A 17,198-nucleotide genomic window follows, 5' to 3' on the forward strand; every position below is an offset into this window, starting at 1 on the left:
TAAAATGTGAAAAACAAAATGTTTCACTTTAATATCTTTTTATCAGGAAGGTCTGAGATAATTTATAATTAATGTGAATGTGTTGATAATAATTAATGTTTGTTTGAGAATGGGAGTTGATGGTAAATCTTTAAGGTGTCTGCCAGTGAAGAGACTCATTTATGACTATGACTTGCCGACTTTCTTAAGGTCAAATAGCGGAGTCGTGCTCTCCAATCAATTCATACTGATTATTTTTTGGGGGACAGAGATGGCAGCAAAACGCATTCGTTCACTCACCATCTCAAATATAGACTAAGAGGAAACTAATTCCGTTTCCCACCATACCGCTTAAACCACTCCAGCATTCGCTGCCAGCCATCTTTCGCAGATTCGGCATGATAGCTCGGGCGATAATCGGCGTTGAATGCATGCCCGGCATCCGGGTAGACGATAATCTCTGCTTTCGCATTAGCAGCCCGCAGCGCCTGGCGCATGGTTTCAACGCTCTCCTGCGGAATGCTGTTATCCTGACCACCATACAAGCCGAGAACCGGCGCGTTAAGATCGGTTGCGATATCAACAGGTTGTTTCGGTGAATTCAGCGACTTATCGCCTGTCAGTTTGCCGTACCATGCCACCGCCGCTTTCAGTTGCGGGTTATGCGCAGCATACAGCCAGGTGATGCGCCCACCCCAGCAAAATCCGGTGATCATTAAGCGATGAACATCGCCGCCGTTGCGTGACGCCCAACTGGCGACATGATCGAGATCGGCCAGTACTTGCGAGTCAGGCACTTTTGCTACCAGACCGCTAAGCAGCGTAGGGATATCGGCAAAATCATTCGGATCGCCTTCGCGGAAGTAAAGTTCAGGTGCGATAGCCAGATACCCCTCCAGTGCCAGACGGCGACAAATATCGCGGATATGTTCATGCACGCCAAAAATTTCCTGCACTACAATGACCACTGGTAGTAGGCCATCGCTCTGCTTTGGTCTGGCATGGTAAGCAGGCATGTTATCCCCTTGTGAAGGGATAGAGGTGATGCCTGCTACAATCGCGTCATCCGGGGTCTGAACGATGGTCGAAGCGAGAGGTGATGCAGCAGGTGCAAATCCAGATTGTTGTGTTGTTGCCATGGTATTCTCCGTACCCTTATAAAAATGTTGCGCAATGTTAACTATAGTCAGCATGCAACAAATCACATTGCCTGAATCGGCTCATCTTTTATGCAGTCATGCAGAATGAAGAGTGATTTATGTGATTCGCATCACTTTTGCTGGGTAAATTTATGCAACGCATTTGCATCAAGGTGATGAGTGTCACGAAAAAATGTCAAACCCTTCGGTAAAGTGTCTTTTTGCTTCTTCTGACTAAACCGATTCACAGAGGAGTTGTATATGTCCAAGTCTGATGTTTTTCATCTCGGCCTCACTAAAAACGATTTACAAGGGGCTACGCTTGCCATCGTCCCTGGCGACCCGGATCGTGTGGAAAAGATCGCCGCGCTGATGGATAAGCCGGTTAAGCTGGCATCTCACCGCGAATTCACCACCTGGCGTGCAGAGCTGGATGGTAAACCTGTTATCGTCTGCTCTACCGGTATCGGCGGCCCGTCTACCTCTATTGCGGTTGAAGAGCTGGCACAGCTGGGCATTCGCACCTTCCTGCGTATCGGTACAACGGGCGCTATCCAGCCGCATATTAATGTGGGTGATGTGCTGGTGACCACGGCGTCTGTTCGTCTGGATGGCGCGAGCCTGCACTTCGCTCCGCTGGAGTTCCCGGCTGTCGCAGATTTCGAATGTACGACCGCGCTGGTTGAAGCGGCGAAGTCAATTGGTGCCACCACTCACGTTGGTGTGACGGCTTCTTCTGATACCTTCTACCCAGGTCAGGAACGTTACGATACTTACTCTGGTCGTGTAGTCCGTCACTTTAAAGGTTCTATGGAAGAGTGGCAGGCGATGGGCGTAATGAACTATGAAATGGAATCTGCAACCCTGCTGACCATGTGTGCAAGCCAGGGCCTGCGTGCGGGTATGGTGGCGGGCGTTATCGTCAATCGTACCCAGCAAGAGATCCCGAATGCTGAGACGATGAAACAAACCGAAAGCCATGCGGTGAAAATCGTGGTGGAAGCGGCGCGTCGTCTGCTGAAATAAAAAAACGCTCCCCAACGTCGGGGAGCATTCCGATTGTTGTTAACGTGTGCTTTGTTCATGCCGGATGCGGCGTGATCGCCTTATCCGGCCTACAAAAGCATGCAAATTCAATATATTGCATTTCTGTGGTAGGCCTGATAAGCGCAGCGCATCAGGCAATTTAGCGTTTGTCATCAGTCTCATACTCCCCAACGTCGGGGAGCGATATCAATTACTGACGCCGTAAGCGCATAATTTTGCGTATTATTGGCGTCAGTAGCGTAAAGGCTGCCAGAGTCAGCAATGCCAGGGTTATCGGTCGGGTATACAGGAAGTCGAGTGACCCCCCTGAAAGCGACAGCGCACGGCGAAAATTACTTTCCGCCATTGGCCCCATAATCAATGCCAGCACTACGGGTGACGCCGGATACCCCCCTTTTTGCATGAAATAGCCCACCACGCCTGCAATCAGCATAATGCCAACATCAAACAGGCTGTTGTTCAGCGCATAAGTCCCAACAACACAAAGCGCGAGGATCATCGGCGTGAGAATATTGCCGGGGATCTTCACCACGTTACCGATGACTTTCAAAGAGAGCAGTCCAAGAACTAGCAGCATGAAGTAACAAAAGATCATGCCGACAAACAGCGTATAAACCATATCGCCGTGGTCGGTAAACATCAGTGGGCCTGGCTGCATCCCTTGTAACGTTAACGCGCCCAGCATGATGGCAGTTACCGCATCGCCTGGGATCCCCAACGTCAGCATAGGTAACAATGCGCCACCGGTGCAGCCATTCGCGCCTGCCTCACAGGAGGCCACCGCCTTAATCTCACCCTTACCAAAGTTTTCAGGCGTCTTACTGAAACGACGAGTTTCGTTATAGGCAACAAAAGCTGCAATATCTGCCCCCGCACCGGGGATCATGCCGATAAAAACCCCTAATCCTGATGAGCGCAAAATGGTTAATGCGATGCGGCGTAGTGTTTGCCAGGGCAGTAACAGACTGCCGATAGCCACCTTCGCCCCCTGACGAATTTGCTGGTTTTGCTCCATAGAGCGGAATGCTTCTGAAGCAGCAAACAGACCAATCATCACCGGGATAAATGGCACATTCATCAGCTCCACAAATCCACCTGTAAAGCGTGGAAAACCGCCCATTGGATCAAGGCCTATCGTTGCGATCAGCAATCCGCCAACCCCGGCAATCAGCCCTTTAATCAGTGACTCACCGGAAATACTGGCAATAATACTTAGCCCGAAGGTTGCCAGGGCGAAGGACTCCGAGGCACTAAATTTCAACGCCCAACTGGCAAGTACCGGAGAGAGAAACATCAATACGATAATGCTGAGCGTTCCACCGCTAAAAGAAGAGAACGTGGCGGCACTTAACGCCAGCCCGGCTTTTCCCTGCTTCGTCAGCTCATATCCGTCAATGGCGGTGGCAGCGGCGGCAGGTGTACCGGGAATTTTGAGCAAAATTGCGGTGATAGAACCACCATACACACCACCAAAAAAGACACCGCAAATCATCAATAAGCCAGAAACAGGCTCCATGCCGTAGGTGAAAGGCAGCAAAATCGCCACACCCATGGTCGCTGTCAGGCCAGGCAGAGCGCCAATCATAATACCCAGCATCACTCCAAACGTGGCAAACAGCAGCGCCTGAGGATTACTGAGTAATGTCGAAAACCCCTGAGTTAAAAGTTCACTTTCAAACATTGCAGGCCCCTGTTATTCGAAAAATGTGCCGACAGGCAATGGCACCTGTAACGCTTCGACAAACAGCAACCAGAGGATTGCCGTTAACAGCAGCGCAATACCCGGTGTGAGTACCCATCGCCTGTAGCCCATCAACGTCATAATGACGATGAGGAAAACAGGAGTAGTAATGAGATAACCGCAGTAGCTCATCGCCACAATATAAAACGCGGTTGCCGCAATTCCTGTTGCCGTTTTCCTTAATGCCGGTTTTTCCTGTGCGTTGGCGCAAGGGACTGGTTTTGCCAGCAAAAGATCGCGTATCACCAGTAAGACAGCGAGCACAATCAGAGCGCAGGCATAGAAAGTAGGGAAGGCACTTGCACCGGGATCCGTTTCAATGGCAGTTGCTGGAAAATCAGCGGCATTAATTATCACCGCGCCAGCAACCACACAAAGTAACAGCGCCACCACCACAGTGGATGAAAGGCGCTTGCGGTGCGGTACGGCGAGTTGAGCAACAGACTGTTTTGTGTTCATCGACCGTACCTCGGGATTATTTTTTCAAGCCCAGCCGAGTTAGTAACTCGTCAAAGTACTTTTCCTGTTCGTTGATTTGGGTCTGGAAGCTGGCACCATCAAGCCATGCATAGTTGAGATTCAACTTTTGCAGAGCATCCTGGAATGCAGGCTCTTCAGCCGTCTCTTTTGCGGCCTTAGCCAGAACATCAACCACATCCTGCGGCGTTTTTTGCGACACGATCAGACCGCGCCAGGTGCCGATGGAGAGATCAACGCCTTTCTCTTTTAACGTCGGTACGTCAGGCATGGTTTTCATATGTTCATCCGCCATCACTACCAGTGTCTTCAGCTTGCCGCCTTTCACATGATTGATAACTTCACCTGGGCTTACGGAAACCGCTTCAATATGCCCGCCTAACAGGCCTGTAATGGCAGGGGCTGCGCCGTCATATGGGACATGAGAAAACTTCACGCCCGTTTTGTCTTCCAGTGCAGCTGCCGCCAGATGCCAGATTGCTCCGGTGCCTGAGTTACCAATGCGTACTTTTCCGGGATTCGCTTTGGCGTAAGTCATAAATTCTTCATAGCTATTCCACGGCGCATCAGAACGGACGGTGATAGCAGCCGGATCCGCGTTCAGACGGGCAATGGGTTTAAAGTCGCTGGTTTTAAAACGCACCATTCCGAGGCTGGGAAGGGTGGTCAGTTCAACCGTGCCTAAACCCATTTTGTAACCGTTAGGGCGGGCAGCGGCGATTTCACTCAGGCCGATAGCGCCGCCACCGCCAGGTTTATTGATAACCCCGATGCTGACGGGCAAATGGTTTTTGGCGGCATCAGCAAAGGCACGGGCAACCAGATCCGTACCGCCTCCGGCCGCGTAGGGTACGACTAACTCGATCTGTTTGGTTGGGTAGGAGGCCGCCTGCACAGGCGCAGTGCTGAGGGAAGCGCCGGCAAGGAGTACCATTGCAGCCATTTTTTTCGGTAAGGTAAGATGTTTTATCATTGTTTTTATATCCTTATTTATCAGTTAGTTGTTGTTTAAATTGGTCCATGCGTTCATAAACAGTACTGCATTTTTATAGACCTGCTCTGGCGTCATGCCAGGGCGATAAAGCGCAGAACCGAGACCAAAGCCGTTTGCACCGTGGCTCAGATAACGCGCCATGGTTTCCGGAGTGATACCGCCAACCGGTAACATCGGAACGGATTGTGGAATAACCGCACGCCAGGCTTTGGTGACTTCAGGCGTAATTTGTTCAGCCGGGAACAGCTTGATGGCATTAGCACCATGCTCAATGGCAGCAAAAGCTTCGGTGGGCGTAGCGACGCCAGGCGCACAATACATACCCAGCGCACGGGCACGACGGATCACCGCAGTATCGCAATGCGGCATCACGATAATCTGGCCTCCAGCCTCTTTAACCGCGACGACGTGCTCCACCGAAAGCACAGTTCCGGCTCCGACCAGGCAGTCCTTAGGCAGGGCGTCGCGCAGTAAACTGATACTTTGCAACGGCTCCGGCGAGTTCATGGGAATCTCAATCAGGCGAAATCCAGAGGCATACAGCTTTTCACCGATGGCGACAATCTCATCCGGTTTCACGCCGCGTAAAATGGCGACTAACCCGGTTTTTTGCAAAAGCGTATTAAATGGCATGAGTACATTCCCTGGCGTTGGTGGAGAGTAGCCCGGCAGCGTGGGCGATTCGCCATAACCCCTGTTCAGTGGCATTAGGAATGGCGTGTAGCTGTCTGTCGGGAAAAACGTGGCTGAATGCTTGTGAATAGCGGCTGTTCAGAGTGGCGCTACCGATTAAGGCGATCGGTGTTGTGGCGGGTAAATCACGTAGCAAACTGGATGCCAGACCGCATAATTCATGGCCTATCAGTAATCCTGAAAGGTAATCCCCCTGTGAGGACGGCGTAAGATTACTGGTCAGCAGGCGCGAACGGGTCGAAAACAGCGTCGATAATAATCCGGTCTGATGATGCTCTTGTGCCGCTGTCAGCCCGTGGGCGAAGGCATCCCAGTGCGGTTCATCTCCCGAACGCATGGTGGCACCGAGAATCGAATGGCGGGATAAAACATCAAATAACTCGCCTGTCATAAAGGTTCGAAAATCGGTAATGGTGTTGTTTTCAACTACCGCCCATTTCGCATGTGTGCCAGGTAAGCCAATCAGCACAGGCATACCCTGGCGGAGCGCGTTTTGCAGGGCCGGTTCCATCGAGATAGCACCGAAGATTTGTGTCTCTTCGCCACGCATCACTTCGGGCATTTCACCTTCTTTAATCACGCCGGGAATGATGTGCAGCATTGTCTGCTGCTGGTAGATAACAGGCGTCAACTGCTTTGCCAGACCCTCGAGAGTGACCGGGCAAGGTAAATAAGCTGCGGGTTGCCACCCTTGCGCACTGCCGATCATGCCGCAAGCCAGAATCGGGCATGGGGATTGTGCCAGCCAGTCGCCGCAGACACGTAAAAACGTATCGTGGAAAGCGTCCTCACGTGTTGCTGCCTGGGAGGGTAATTTCATGATCCCCCACGGGAATTCACGTTTTTCTTGTGGATTGGGTGAGTCGCCAAAACGCCATGCCCGAAGCGATGACGTTCCCCAGTCCAGGGCAATAAATGAGGTGTTTCCCGACATTAGCCGTTTCCTTTAGTCATGGTTTATTTATTTTTGTGAACGTGCTTACCCCAGCCCAGTTCAGCGGATATCTCTTCTGCACAGGATTTGACGTAAGGTGCCAGTTCTTCCAGACGCGCCAGTGACATATACGTAGTGGTACTGGCGACAGAAATAGCCGCCACAATTTCATCCCGGGCGTTGTAAACCGGCGCTGCAACGCAACGGATAGTCGGCTCGTTCTCTTCCAGATCAAAAGCAAAACCACTGGCGGCATAACGACGCATGTTCTGAATAAATGCGCCCAGTTTTGTTTCATCACCACAGGTCTTAAACAGCGTGCGCCACTCTTCTTCTGTTCGGTTGAGGATCAATGCCTTGCCGATGCCGGTGATTGCCAGTGGCATGCGATGGCCTGGGCGTGAGCGCATTTCCAGCCCGCGCTGGCTGTTGATCTTCTCCAGATACAGCACTTCGTCGCCTTCAACGATCCCCAGATGCACGGTGTCCAGGGTGTAACGGGCAAGGCGTTGCAAAACGGGCAGCGCAACTTCGTACAGCGAGGTGCTTTCCAGCGCTCTGGCACCGAATTCGATCAGTTTGGCGCCCAGTTGGTAGCCCTGCGTTGGGACGTGGCGCAGGTAGCGTTGTTCCACCAGAACGGTGACTAAACGATGGGTTGTGCTCCGGGTCGTGCCGGTGAACTCGCCGATACTTTTCAGGTCATGGCAGCCGTTATAAACAGCATTAAGAACCGCCAGCCCGCGTAATAACGTTTGTGCGCCAGCGGTGGTTGAAGAGGTATCTGCCATACGTTTCTCCTGATGATATTGCTGAAGTGTTCCACATAATGACGTGGGGAAAAGGTGATATATCCCACAATATAAACTACGTCTCATATTGTGGGATAAAATAATAAAAATTAAGGATCGTTTTGCGTAGCGCCTCGCAGGAAACTTCTTTCAAACTGGACGTTTGTACAGCACAATTCTATTTTGTGCGGGTAAGTAATGAGGCTGGAGGCGTTGTGGATATCTCAATCATGGTTTACGCAGTTATTGCGTTGGTGAGCGTGGCGATTGGCTGGCTGATTGCCAGTTATCAGCATGCGCAGCAAAAAGCCGAGCAATTCGCTGAACGTGAAGAGATGGTCGCGGAGTTAAGTGCGGCAAAACAACAAATTACCCAAAGCGAACATTGGCGTGCTGAGTGCGAGTTACTCAATAATGAAGTGCGCAGTCTGCAAAGCATTAACACCTCGCTGGAGGCGGATCTGCGTGAAGTCACCACGCGAATGGAGGCTGTACAGCAACATGCTGACGATAAAATTCGCCAAATGATCAACAGCGAACAGCGCCTCAGTGAGCAGTTTGAAAACCTCGCCAACCGTATTTTCGAGCACAGCAATCGCCGGGTTGATGAGCAAAACCGTCAGAGTCTGAACAGCCTGTTGTCGCCACTACGTGAACAACTGGACGGTTTTCGTCGTCAGGTTCAGGACAGTTTCGGTAAAGAAGCACAAGAACGCCATACCCTGACTCACGAAATACGCAATCTCCAGCAGCTCAACGCGCAAATGGCCCAGGAAGCGATCAACCTGACGCGTGCGCTGAAAGGCGACAATAAAACCCAGGGCAACTGGGGCGAGGTAGTATTGACGCGTGTGCTGGAGGCTTCCGGTCTGCGTGAAGGGTATGAATATGAAACCCAGGTCAGCATCGAAAATGACGCCCGCTCGCGGATGCAGCCGGATGTCATCGTGCGGTTGCCGCACGGAAAAGATGTGGTGATCGACGCCAAAATGACGCTGGTCGCCTATGAACGCTATTTCAACGCAGAAGACGACTACACCCGCGAAAGCTCGCTACAGGAACATATCGCGTCGGTGCGTAACCACATCCGCTTGCTGGGACGTAAAGATTATCAACAGCTGCCGGGGCTACGAACCCTGGATTACGTGCTGATGTTTATCCCTGTTGAGCCCGCATTTTTACTGGCGCTTGACCGCCAGCCGGAGCTGATCACCGAAGCGTTGAAAAACAATATCATGCTGGTTAGCCCGACCACGCTGCTGGTGGCGCTGCGCACTATCGCCAACCTCTGGCGCTATGAGCATCAAAGCCGCAACGCTCAGAAAATAGCCGATCGTGCCAGCAAGTTGTACGACAAAATGCGCTTGTTTGTCGATGATATGTCCGCGATTGGTCAAAGTCTCGACAAAGCGCAGGATAACTATCGCCAGGCAATGAAAAAACTCTCTTCAGGTCGCGGAAATGTGCTGGCGCAAGCAGAAGCGTTTCGCGGTTTAGGAGTAGAAATTAAACGCGAGATTAATCCGGATTTGGCTGAACAAGCGGTGAGCCAGGATGAAGAGTATCGACTGCGGTCGGTACCGGAGCAGCCGAATGATGAAGCTTATCAACACGATGATGAATATAATCAGCAGTCGCGCTAGCCCATTGGGGGTAGTTAAGCCGGGTAGAAATCTAGGGCATCGACGCCCAATCTGTTACACTTCTGGAACAATTTTTTGATGAGCAGGCATTGAGATGGTGGATAAGTCACAAGAAACGACGCACTTTGGTTTTCAGACCGTCGCGAAGGAACAAAAAGCGGATATGGTCGCCCACGTTTTCCATTCCGTGGCATCGAAATACGATGTCATGAATGATTTGATGTCTTTTGGCATACATCGTTTGTGGAAACGCTTCACGATTGATTGCAGTGGCGTACGCCGCGGGCAGACCGTGCTGGATCTGGCAGGCGGTACTGGCGACCTGACAGCGAAATTCTCCCGCCTGGTGGGTGAAACTGGCAAAGTGGTCCTTGCTGATATCAATGAATCCATGCTCAAAATGGGCCGCGAGAAGCTGCGTAATATTGGTGTGATTGGCAACGTTGAGTATGTTCAGGCGAACGCTGAGGCGCTGCCGTTCCCGGATAACACCTTTGATTGCATCACCATTTCGTTTGGTCTGCGTAACGTCACTGACAAAGATAAAGCTCTGCGTTCAATGTATCGCGTTCTGAAACCTGGCGGCCGACTGCTGGTGCTTGAGTTCTCGAAGCCGATTATCGAGCCGTTAAGTAAGGCCTATGACGCTTACTCCTTCCATGTGCTGCCGCGTATTGGCTCACTGGTCGCGAACGACGCTGACAGCTACCGTTATCTTGCTGAATCTATCCGCATGCATCCCGATCAGGACACCCTGCAAGCTATGATGCAGGATGCTGGATTCGAAAGTGTCGACTATTACAACCTGACGGCAGGGGTTGTGGCGCTGCATCGTGGTTATAAGTTCTGACAGGAGACCGGAAATGCCTTTTAAACCTTTAGTGACGGCAGGAATTGAAAGTCTGCTCAACACCTTCCTGTATCGTTCACCCGCGCTGAAAACGGCCCGCTCGCGTCTGCTGGGTAAAGTTTTGCGCGTGGAGGTAAAAGGCTTTTCGACGTCATTGATTCTGGTGTTCAGCGAACGCCAGGTCGATGTGCTGGGCGAATGGGCAGGAGATGCTGACTGCACCGTTATCGCCTACGCCAGCGTGTTGCCGAAACTTCGCGATCGCCAGCAGCTTGCTGCGTTAATTCGTAGCGGTGAGCTGGAAGTACAGGGCGATATTCAGGTGGTGCAAAACTTCGTTGCGCTGGCAGATCTGGCAGAGTTCGACCCTGCGGAACTGCTGGCCCCTTATACCGGTGATATCGCCGCTGAAGGTATCAGCAAAGCCCTGCGTGGAGGCGCAAAGCTCCTGCATCACGGTATTAAACGCCAGCAACGTTATGTGGCGGAAGCCATTACTGAAGAGTGGCGTATGGCACCCGGTCCACTTGAAGTGGCCTGGTTTGCGGAAGAGACGGCTGCCGTCGAGCGTGCTGTTGATGCCCTGACCAAACGGCTGGAAAAACTGGAGGCTAAATGACGCCAGGTGAAGTACGGCGCCTATATTTCATCATTCGCACTTTTTTAAGCTACGGACTTGATGAACTGATCCCTAAAATGCGTATCACCCTGCCGTTACGACTATGGCGATACTCATTATTCTGGATGCCAAATCGGCATAAAGACAAACCTTTAGGTGAGCGACTACGACTGGCTCTGCAAGAACTGGGGCCAGTGTGGATCAAGTTCGGGCAGATGCTGTCTACCCGCCGCGACCTTTTTCCTCCGCATATTGCCGATCAGCTGGCGTTATTGCAGGACAAAGTTGCTCCGTTTGATGGCAAGCTTGCGAAGCAACAGATTGAAGCTGCAATGGGCGGTTTGCCGGTAGAAGCGTGGTTTGACGATTTTGAAATCAAGCCGCTGGCGTCGGCTTCTATTGCTCAGGTTCATACCGCACGATTGAAATCGAATGGCAAAGAGGTGGTGATTAAAGTTATCCGCCCGGATATTTTGCCGGTGATTAAAGCGGATCTGAAACTTATCTACCGTCTGGCTCGCTGGGTGCCGCGTTTGCTGCCGGATGGTCGCCGTCTGCGCCCAACCGAAGTGGTGCGCGAGTACGAAAAGACATTGATTGATGAACTGAATTTGCTGCGGGAATCTGCCAACGCCATTCAGCTTCGGCGCAATTTTGAAGACAGCCCGATGCTCTACATCCCGGAAGTTTACCCTGACTATTGTAGTGAAGGGATGATGGTGATGGAGCGCATTTACGGCATTCCGGTTTCAGATGTCGCGGCGCTGGAGAAAAACGGCACCAACATGAAGTTGCTGGCAGAACGCGGCGTGCAGGTGTTCTTCACTCAGGTCTTTCGCGACAGCTTTTTCCATGCCGATATGCACCCTGGCAACATCTTTGTAAGCTATGAACACCCAGAAAACCCGAAATATATCGGCATTGATTGCGGGATTGTTGGCTCGCTAAACAAAGAAGATAAACGCTATCTGGCGGAAAACTTTATCGCCTTCTTTAATCGCGATTATCGCAAAGTGGCAGAGCTACACGTCGATTCAGGCTGGGTGCCGCCAGATACCAACGTTGAAGAGTTCGAATTTGCCATTCGTACGGTCTGTGAACCTATCTTTGAGAAACCGCTGGCCGAAATTTCGTTTGGACATGTACTGTTAAATCTTTTTAATACGGCGCGTCGCTTCAATATGGAAGTGCAGCCGCAACTGGTGTTACTCCAGAAAACCCTGCTCTACGTCGAAGGGGTAGGTCGCCAGCTTTATCCGCAGCTCGATTTATGGAAAACGGCGAAGCCTTTCCTGGAGTCGTGGATTAAAGATCAGGTCGGTATTCCTGCGCTGGTGAGAGCATTTAAAGAAAAAGCGCCGTTCTGGGTCGAAAAAATGCCAGAACTGCCTGAACTGGTTTACGACAGTTTGCGCCAGGGCAAGTATTTACAGCACAGTGTTGATAAGATTGCCCGCGAGCTTCAGTCAAATCATGTACGTCAGGGACAATCGCGTTATTTTCTCGGAATTGGCGCTACGTTAGTATTAAGCGGCACATTCTTGTTGGTCAGCCGCCCTGAATGGGGGTTGATGCCCGGCTGGTTAATGGCAGGTGGTCTGATCGCCTGGTTTGTCGGTTGGCGCAAAACACGCTGATTTTTTCATCGCTCAAGGCGGGCCGTGTAACGTATAATGCGGCCTTGTTTAATCATCATCTACCACAGAGGAACATGTATGGGTGGTATCAGTATTTGGCAGTTATTGATTATTGCCGTCATCGTTGTACTGCTTTTTGGCACCAAAAAGCTCGGCTCCATCGGTTCCGATCTTGGTGCGTCGATCAAAGGCTTTAAAAAAGCAATGAGCGATGATGAACCAAAGCAGGATAAAACCAGTCAGGATGCTGATTTTACTGCGAAAACTATCGCCGATAAGCAGGCGGATACGAATCAGGAACAGGCTAAAACAGAAGACGCGAAGCGCCACGATAAAGAGCAGGTGTAATCCGTGTTTGATATCGGTTTTAGCGAACTGCTATTGGTGTTCATCATCGGCCTCGTCGTTCTGGGGCCGCAACGACTGCCTGTGGCGGTAAAAACGGTAGCTGGCTGGATTCGCGCGTTGCGTTCACTGGCGACAACGGTGCAGAACGAACTGACCCAGGAGTTAAAACTCCAGGAGTTTCAGGACAGCCTGAAAAAGGTTGAAAAGGCGAGCCTCACTAACCTGACGCCCGAACTGAAAGCGTCGATGGATGAACTACGCCAGGCCGCGGAGTCGATGAAGCGTTCCTACGTTGCAAACGATCCTGAAAAGGCGAGCGATGAAGCGCACACCATCCATAACCCGGTGGTGAAAGATAATGAAGCTGCGCATGAAGGCGTAACGCCTGCCGCTGCACAAACGCAGGCCAGTTCGCCGGAACAGAAGCCAGAAACCACGCCAGAGCCGGTGGTAAAACCTGCTGCGGACGCTGAACCGAAAACCGCTGCACCTTCCCCCTTCGTCGAGTGATAAACCGTAAACATGTCTGTAGAAGATACTCAACCGCTTATCACGCATCTGATTGAGCTGCGTAAGCGTCTGCTGAACTGCATTATCGCGGTGATCGTGATATTCCTGTGTCTGGTCTATTTCGCCAATGACATCTATCACCTGGTATCCGCGCCATTGATCAAGCAGTTGCCGCAAGGCTCAACGATGATCGCCACTGACGTGGCCTCGCCGTTCTTTACGCCGATCAAGCTGACCTTTATGGTGTCGCTGATTCTGTCAGCGCCGGTGATTCTCTATCAGGTCTGGGCGTTTATCGCCCCAGCGCTGTATAAGCATGAACGTCGCCTGGTGGTGCCGCTGCTGGTTTCCAGCTCTCTGTTGTTTTATATCGGCATGGCGTTCGCCTACTTTGTGGTCTTTCCGCTGGCATTTGGCTTCCTTGCCAATACCGCGCCGGAAGGGGTACAGGTATCCACCGACATCGCCAGCTATTTAAGCTTCGTTATGGCGCTGTTTATGGCGTTTGGTGTCTCCTTTGAAGTGCCGGTGGCAATTGTGCTGCTGTGCTGGATGGGAATTACCTCGCCAGAAGACTTACGCAAAAAACGTCCGTATGTGCTGGTTGGCGCATTTGTTGTCGGGATGCTGCTGACGCCGCCGGATGTCTTCTCGCAAACGCTGCTGGCGATCCCGATGTACTGCCTGTTTGAAATCGGTGTCTTCTTCTCACGCTTTTACGTTGGTAAGGGTCGAAACCGGGAAGAGGAAAACGACGCTGAAGCAGAAAGCGAAAAAACTGAAGAATAAATTCAACCGCCCGTCAGGGCGGTTGTCATATGGAGTACAGGATGTTTGATATCGGCGTTAATTTGACCAGTTCGCAATTTGCGAAAGACCGTGATGATGTTGTAGCACGCGCTTTTGACGCAGGAGTTGATGGGCTGCTCATCACTGGCACTAACCTGCACGAAAGCCAGCAGGCACAAAAACTGGCGCGTCAGTATTCATCCTGTTGGTCAACGGCGGGCGTACATCCTCACGACAGCAGCCAGTGGCAAGCAGCGACCGAAGAAGCGATCTTTGAACTGGCCTCGCAGCCAGAAGTGGTGGCGATTGGTGAGTGTGGCCTCGACTTTAACCGCAACTTTTCTACACCAGAAGAGCAGGAATGTGCTTTTGTTGCCCAGCTACGCATTGCTGCAGAATTAAACATGCCGGTATTTATGCACTGTCGCGATGCCCACGAGAGGTTTATGACGTTGCTGGAGCCGTGGCTGGATAAACTGCCTGGTGCAGTTCTTCATTGCTTTACCGGTACACGTGAAGAGATGCAGGCGTGCGCGGCGCGTGGAATTTATATCGGCATTACCGGTTGGGTTTGCGATGAACGACGCGGGCTGGAGCTGCGGGAATTGTTGCCGTTGATTCCGGCGGAGAAATTGCTGATCGAAACTGATGCGCCGTATTTGCTCCCGCGCGATCTCACGCCGAAGCCATCATCCCGGCGCAACGAGCCAGCCCATCTGCCCCATATTTTGCAACGTATTGCGCACTGGCGTGGAGAAGATGCCGCATGGCTGGCTGCCACCACGGATGCCAATGTTAAAACACTGTTTGGGATTGCGTTTTAGAGTTTGCGGAACTCGGTGTTCTTCACACTGTGCTTAATCTCTTTATTAATAAGATTAAGCAATAGCATGGAGCGAGCCTCACCGTCGGGTTCGGTGAAAATGGCCTGAAAACCTTCGAACGCGCCTTCGGTAATAATCACCTTGTCACCCGGATAAGGGGTTGCCGGATCGACAATGTCTTTCGGTTTATATACCGATAGCTGATGAATCACCGCCGATGGGACTATCGCTGGCGACGCACCAAAGCGCACGAAGTGGCTGACACCGCGGGTCGCGTTGATAGTCGTGGTATGAATGACTTCTGGATCAAATTCCACAAACAGGTAGTTGGGGAACAATGGTTCACTGACTGCAGTACGTTTGCCACGCACGATTTTTTCCAGGGTGATCATCGGTGCCAGGCAATTCACAGCCTGTCTTTCGAGGTGTTCCTGGGCACGTTGAAGTTGCCCGCGCTTGCAGTACAGTAAATACCAGGATTGCATAATGACTCTTATCCGTTTAATCGGGGCGCAAGGATAGCAAAAGCTTTACGCTAAGTTAATTATATTCCCCGGTTTGCGTTATACCGTCAGAGTTCACGCTAATTTAACAAATTTACAGCATCGCAAAGATGAACGCCGTATAATGGGCGCAGACTAAGAGGCTACAATGGATGCCATGAAATATAACGATTTACGCGACTTCCTGACGCTGCTTGAACAGCAGGGTGAGCTAAAACGTATCACGCTCCCGGTGGATCCGCATCTGGAAATCACTGAAATTGCTGACCGCACTTTGCGTGCCGGTGGGCCTGCGCTGTTATTCGAAAACCCTAAAGGGTACTCAATGCCGGTGCTTTGCAACCTGTTCGGTACGCCGAAGCGCGTGGCGATGGGCATGGGGCAGGAAGATGTTTCGGCGCTGCGTGAAGTGGGTAAATTATTGGCTTTTCTGAAAGAGCCGGAGCCGCCAAAAGGTTTCCGCGACCTGTTTGATAAACTGCCGCAGTTTAAACAAGTATTGAACATGCCGACAAAGCGACTGCGTGGTGCGCCCTGCCAACAAAAAATCGTCTCTGGCGATGACGTCGATCTCAATCGCATTCCCATTATGACCTGCTGGCCGGAAGATGCCGCGCCGCTGATTACCTGGGGGCTGACAGTGACGCGCGGCCCGCATAAAGAGCGGCAGAATCTGGGCATTTATCGCCAGCAGCTAATTGGTAAAAACAAACTGATTATGCGCTGGCTGTCGCATCGCGGCGGCGCGCTGGATTATCAGGAGTGGTGTGCGGCGCATCCGGGCGAACGTTTCCCGGTTTCTGTGGCGCTGGGTGCTGATCCCGCCACGATTCTCGGTGCAGTCACCCCCGTTCCGGATACGCTTTCAGAGTATGCGTTTGCCGGATTGCTGCGCGGCACCAAGACCGAAGTGGTGAAGTGTATCTCCAATGACCTTGAAGTGCCCGCCAGTGCGGAGATTGTGCTGGAAGGGTATATCGAACAAGGTGAAACGGCGCCGGAAGGGCCGTATGGCGACCACACCGGTTACTATAACGAAGTCGATAGTTTCCCGGTATTCACCGTGACGCATATTACCCAGCGTGAAGATGCGATTTACCATTCCACCTATACCGGGCGTCCGCCAGATGAACCCGCGGTACTGGGCGTAGCGTTGAACGAAGTGTTCGTGCCGATTCTGCAAAAACAGTTCCCGGAAATTGTCGATTTTTACCTGCCGCCGGAAGGCTGTTCATATCGTCTGGCGGTAGTGACAATCAAAAAACAGTACGCCGGACACGCGAAGCGCGTCATGATGGGCGTCTGGTCGTTCTTACGCCAGTTTATGTACACTAAATTTGTGATCGTTTGCGATGATGACGTCAACGCACGCGACTGGAACGATGTGATTTGGGCGATTACCACCCGTATGGACCCGGCGCGGGACACGGTGTTGGTCGAAAATACGCCTATTGATTATCTGGATTTTGCCTCGCCTGTCTCCGGGCTGGGTTCAAAAATGGGGCTGGATGCCACGAATAAATGGCCAGGGGAAACCCAGCGTGAATGGGGACGTCCCATCAAAAAAGATCCGGATGTTGTCGCGCATATTGACGCCATCTGGGATGAACTGGCTATTTTTAACAACGGTAAAAGCGCCTGATGCGCGTTTGTTTTGCCCTATTTATCGATCCGACAGAG

17 protein-coding genes and 1 pseudogene are annotated in these 17,198 nt (G+C 51.7%); 10 read left to right on the plus strand and 8 right to left on the minus strand.

Annotation, left to right across the window (positions count from 1 at the left end; genetic code table 11):
* Window positions 1-305 precede the first annotated feature (305 nt).
* Window positions 306-1,118, minus strand: a complete 813-nt coding sequence (locus tag QUE74_RS23920) for a dienelactone hydrolase family protein (protein WP_001353701.1) — start codon at window positions 1,116-1,118, stop codon at window positions 306-308.
* A 261-nt stretch (window positions 1,119-1,379) separates the two neighbouring features.
* Here QUE74_RS23920 and udp point away from each other — a divergent pair, with 261 nt between their 5' ends.
* Window positions 1,380-2,144 (plus strand): uridine phosphorylase, encoded by a 765-nt coding sequence (udp, locus tag QUE74_RS23925; protein WP_000045178.1) that lies wholly within the window; start codon window positions 1,380-1,382, stop codon window positions 2,142-2,144.
* Window positions 2,145-2,355: 211 nt separating this feature from the next.
* Here the strand turns inward: udp and QUE74_RS23930 are convergent, their stop codons facing one another.
* The 6 genes from QUE74_RS23930 to QUE74_RS23955 are packed head-to-tail and all read right to left on the minus strand — an operon-like array spanning window position 2,356 to window position 7,795.
* The gene (locus QUE74_RS23930; RefSeq protein ID WP_000463035.1) at window positions 2,356-3,846 is read right to left on the minus strand and encodes a tripartite tricarboxylate transporter permease; all 1,491 of its coding nucleotides are present in this window, start codon (window positions 3,844-3,846) and stop codon (window positions 2,356-2,358) included.
* A 12-nt stretch (window positions 3,847-3,858) separates the two neighbouring features.
* Window positions 3,859-4,365 carry a tripartite tricarboxylate transporter TctB family protein gene (locus QUE74_RS23935; protein ID WP_001093398.1) on the minus strand — a complete coding sequence of 169 codons (507 nt, stop codon included), beginning with the start codon at window positions 4,363-4,365 and terminating at the stop codon, window positions 3,859-3,861.
* 16 nt (window positions 4,366-4,381) lie between these two features.
* Window positions 4,382-5,356 (minus strand): Bug family tripartite tricarboxylate transporter substrate binding protein, encoded by a 975-nt coding sequence (locus QUE74_RS23940; RefSeq protein ID WP_000589815.1) that lies wholly within the window; start codon window positions 5,354-5,356, stop codon window positions 4,382-4,384.
* Between the two features lie 24 nt (window positions 5,357-5,380).
* On the minus strand, window positions 5,381-6,010 hold the full coding sequence (locus tag QUE74_RS23945; protein WP_001116478.1) for a 2-dehydro-3-deoxy-6-phosphogalactonate aldolase: 630 nt from the start codon (window positions 6,008-6,010) through the stop codon (window positions 5,381-5,383).
* Window positions 6,000-7,004, minus strand: coding sequence for a 2-dehydro-3-deoxygalactonokinase (locus QUE74_RS23950; protein WP_000016457.1), 1,005 nt, complete (start codon window positions 7,002-7,004; stop codon window positions 6,000-6,002). Before QUE74_RS23950 ends, QUE74_RS23945 begins: the two co-directional genes overlap by 11 nt.
* A gap of 23 nt (window positions 7,005-7,027) precedes the next feature.
* Window positions 7,028-7,795, minus strand: a complete 768-nt coding sequence (locus QUE74_RS23955) for an IclR family transcriptional regulator (RefSeq protein ID WP_001361103.1) — start codon at window positions 7,793-7,795, stop codon at window positions 7,028-7,030.
* Window positions 7,796-8,010: 215 nt separating this feature from the next.
* Between QUE74_RS23955 and rmuC the strand changes: the two genes are divergently transcribed.
* From rmuC to tatD, 8 genes and pseudogenes are all read left to right on the plus strand, one after another.
* The gene (gene rmuC / locus QUE74_RS23960) at window positions 8,011-9,438 is read left to right on the plus strand and encodes a DNA recombination protein RmuC (protein ID WP_286331874.1); all 1,428 of its coding nucleotides are present in this window, start codon (window positions 8,011-8,013) and stop codon (window positions 9,436-9,438) included.
* 94 nt (window positions 9,439-9,532) lie between these two features.
* Window positions 9,533-10,288, plus strand: a complete 756-nt coding sequence (ubiE, locus tag QUE74_RS23965) for a bifunctional demethylmenaquinone methyltransferase/2-methoxy-6-polyprenyl-1,4-benzoquinol methylase UbiE (protein WP_000227960.1) — start codon at window positions 9,533-9,535, stop codon at window positions 10,286-10,288.
* A gap of 13 nt (window positions 10,289-10,301) precedes the next feature.
* Window positions 10,302-10,907: a ubiquinone biosynthesis protein UbiJ gene (gene ubiJ, locus QUE74_RS23970; protein ID WP_001355388.1), complete on the plus strand. Its 606-nt coding sequence runs from the start codon at window positions 10,302-10,304 to the stop codon at window positions 10,905-10,907.
* Window positions 10,904-12,544: a ubiquinone biosynthesis regulatory protein kinase UbiB gene (gene ubiB / locus QUE74_RS23975; RefSeq protein ID WP_000187543.1), complete on the plus strand. Its 1,641-nt coding sequence runs from the start codon at window positions 10,904-10,906 to the stop codon at window positions 12,542-12,544. The genes ubiJ and ubiB overlap by 4 nt, the downstream gene beginning before the upstream one ends.
* Window positions 12,545-12,622: 78 nt before the next feature.
* Entirely contained in the window at window positions 12,623-12,892 is a 270-nt protein-coding gene (tatA, locus tag QUE74_RS23980; protein ID WP_001295260.1) for a Sec-independent protein translocase subunit TatA, read from the plus strand.
* Between the two features lie 3 nt (window positions 12,893-12,895).
* A pseudogene (gene tatB / locus QUE74_RS23985) lies at window positions 12,896-13,412 on the plus strand (Sec-independent protein translocase protein TatB).
* A 2-nt stretch (window positions 13,413-13,414) separates the two neighbouring features.
* Window positions 13,415-14,191, plus strand: coding sequence for a Sec-independent protein translocase subunit TatC (tatC, locus tag QUE74_RS23990; RefSeq protein WP_000109943.1), 777 nt, complete (start codon window positions 13,415-13,417; stop codon window positions 14,189-14,191).
* A 41-nt stretch (window positions 14,192-14,232) separates the two neighbouring features.
* Window positions 14,233-15,015 (plus strand): 3'-5' ssDNA/RNA exonuclease TatD, encoded by a 783-nt coding sequence (tatD, locus tag QUE74_RS23995; RefSeq protein ID WP_001361104.1) that lies wholly within the window; start codon window positions 14,233-14,235, stop codon window positions 15,013-15,015.
* Here tatD and rfaH read toward each other — a convergent pair.
* Window positions 15,012-15,500 (minus strand): transcription/translation regulatory transformer protein RfaH, encoded by a 489-nt coding sequence (gene rfaH, locus QUE74_RS24000; RefSeq protein ID WP_001192396.1) that lies wholly within the window; start codon window positions 15,498-15,500, stop codon window positions 15,012-15,014. The genes tatD and rfaH overlap by 4 nt on opposite strands.
* Window positions 15,501-15,666: 166 nt before the next feature.
* Here rfaH and ubiD point away from each other — a divergent pair, with 166 nt between their 5' ends.
* The gene (gene ubiD, locus QUE74_RS24005) at window positions 15,667-17,160 is read left to right on the plus strand and encodes a 4-hydroxy-3-polyprenylbenzoate decarboxylase (protein ID WP_000339804.1); all 1,494 of its coding nucleotides are present in this window, start codon (window positions 15,667-15,669) and stop codon (window positions 17,158-17,160) included.
* Window positions 17,161-17,198: the final 38 nt, after the last annotated feature.

The sequence above is a fragment of the Escherichia sp. 10290 genome, from assembly GCF_030295155.1.
Lineage (GTDB): Bacteria > Pseudomonadota > Gammaproteobacteria > Enterobacterales > Enterobacteriaceae > Escherichia > Escherichia coli_F.

Excerpts from the sequence above, each read along its gene's own strand:
- QUE74_RS23920 (WP_001353701.1), bottom strand. The coding sequence starts at position 1,118 with ATGGCAACAACACAACAATCTGGATTTGCACCTGCTGCATCACCTCTC.
- udp (WP_000045178.1), top strand. The coding sequence starts at position 1,380 with ATGTCCAAGTCTGATGTTTTTCATCTCGGCCTCACTAAAAACGATTTA.
- QUE74_RS23930 (WP_000463035.1), bottom strand. The coding sequence starts at position 3,846 with ATGTTTGAAAGTGAACTTTTAACTCAGGGGTTTTCGACATTACTCAGT.
- QUE74_RS23935 (WP_001093398.1), bottom strand. The coding sequence starts at position 4,365 with ATGAACACAAAACAGTCTGTTGCTCAACTCGCCGTACCGCACCGCAAG.
- QUE74_RS23940 (WP_000589815.1), bottom strand. The coding sequence starts at position 5,356 with ATGATAAAACATCTTACCTTACCGAAAAAAATGGCTGCAATGGTACTC.
- QUE74_RS23945 (WP_001116478.1), bottom strand. The coding sequence starts at position 6,010 with ATGCCATTTAATACGCTTTTGCAAAAAACCGGGTTAGTCGCCATTTTA.
- QUE74_RS23950 (WP_000016457.1), bottom strand. The coding sequence starts at position 7,004 with ATGTCGGGAAACACCTCATTTATTGCCCTGGACTGGGGAACGTCATCG.
- QUE74_RS23955 (WP_001361103.1), bottom strand. The coding sequence starts at position 7,795 with ATGGCAGATACCTCTTCAACCACCGCTGGCGCACAAACGTTATTACGC.
- ubiE (WP_000227960.1), top strand. The coding sequence starts at position 9,533 with ATGGTGGATAAGTCACAAGAAACGACGCACTTTGGTTTTCAGACCGTC.
- ubiJ (WP_001355388.1), top strand. The coding sequence starts at position 10,302 with ATGCCTTTTAAACCTTTAGTGACGGCAGGAATTGAAAGTCTGCTCAAC.
- ubiB (WP_000187543.1), top strand. The coding sequence starts at position 10,904 with ATGACGCCAGGTGAAGTACGGCGCCTATATTTCATCATTCGCACTTTT.
- tatA (WP_001295260.1), top strand. The coding sequence starts at position 12,623 with ATGGGTGGTATCAGTATTTGGCAGTTATTGATTATTGCCGTCATCGTT.
- tatC (WP_000109943.1), top strand. The coding sequence starts at position 13,415 with ATGTCTGTAGAAGATACTCAACCGCTTATCACGCATCTGATTGAGCTG.
- tatD (WP_001361104.1), top strand. The coding sequence starts at position 14,233 with ATGTTTGATATCGGCGTTAATTTGACCAGTTCGCAATTTGCGAAAGAC.
- rfaH (WP_001192396.1), bottom strand. The coding sequence starts at position 15,500 with ATGCAATCCTGGTATTTACTGTACTGCAAGCGCGGGCAACTTCAACGT.
- ubiD (WP_000339804.1), top strand. The coding sequence starts at position 15,667 with ATGGATGCCATGAAATATAACGATTTACGCGACTTCCTGACGCTGCTT.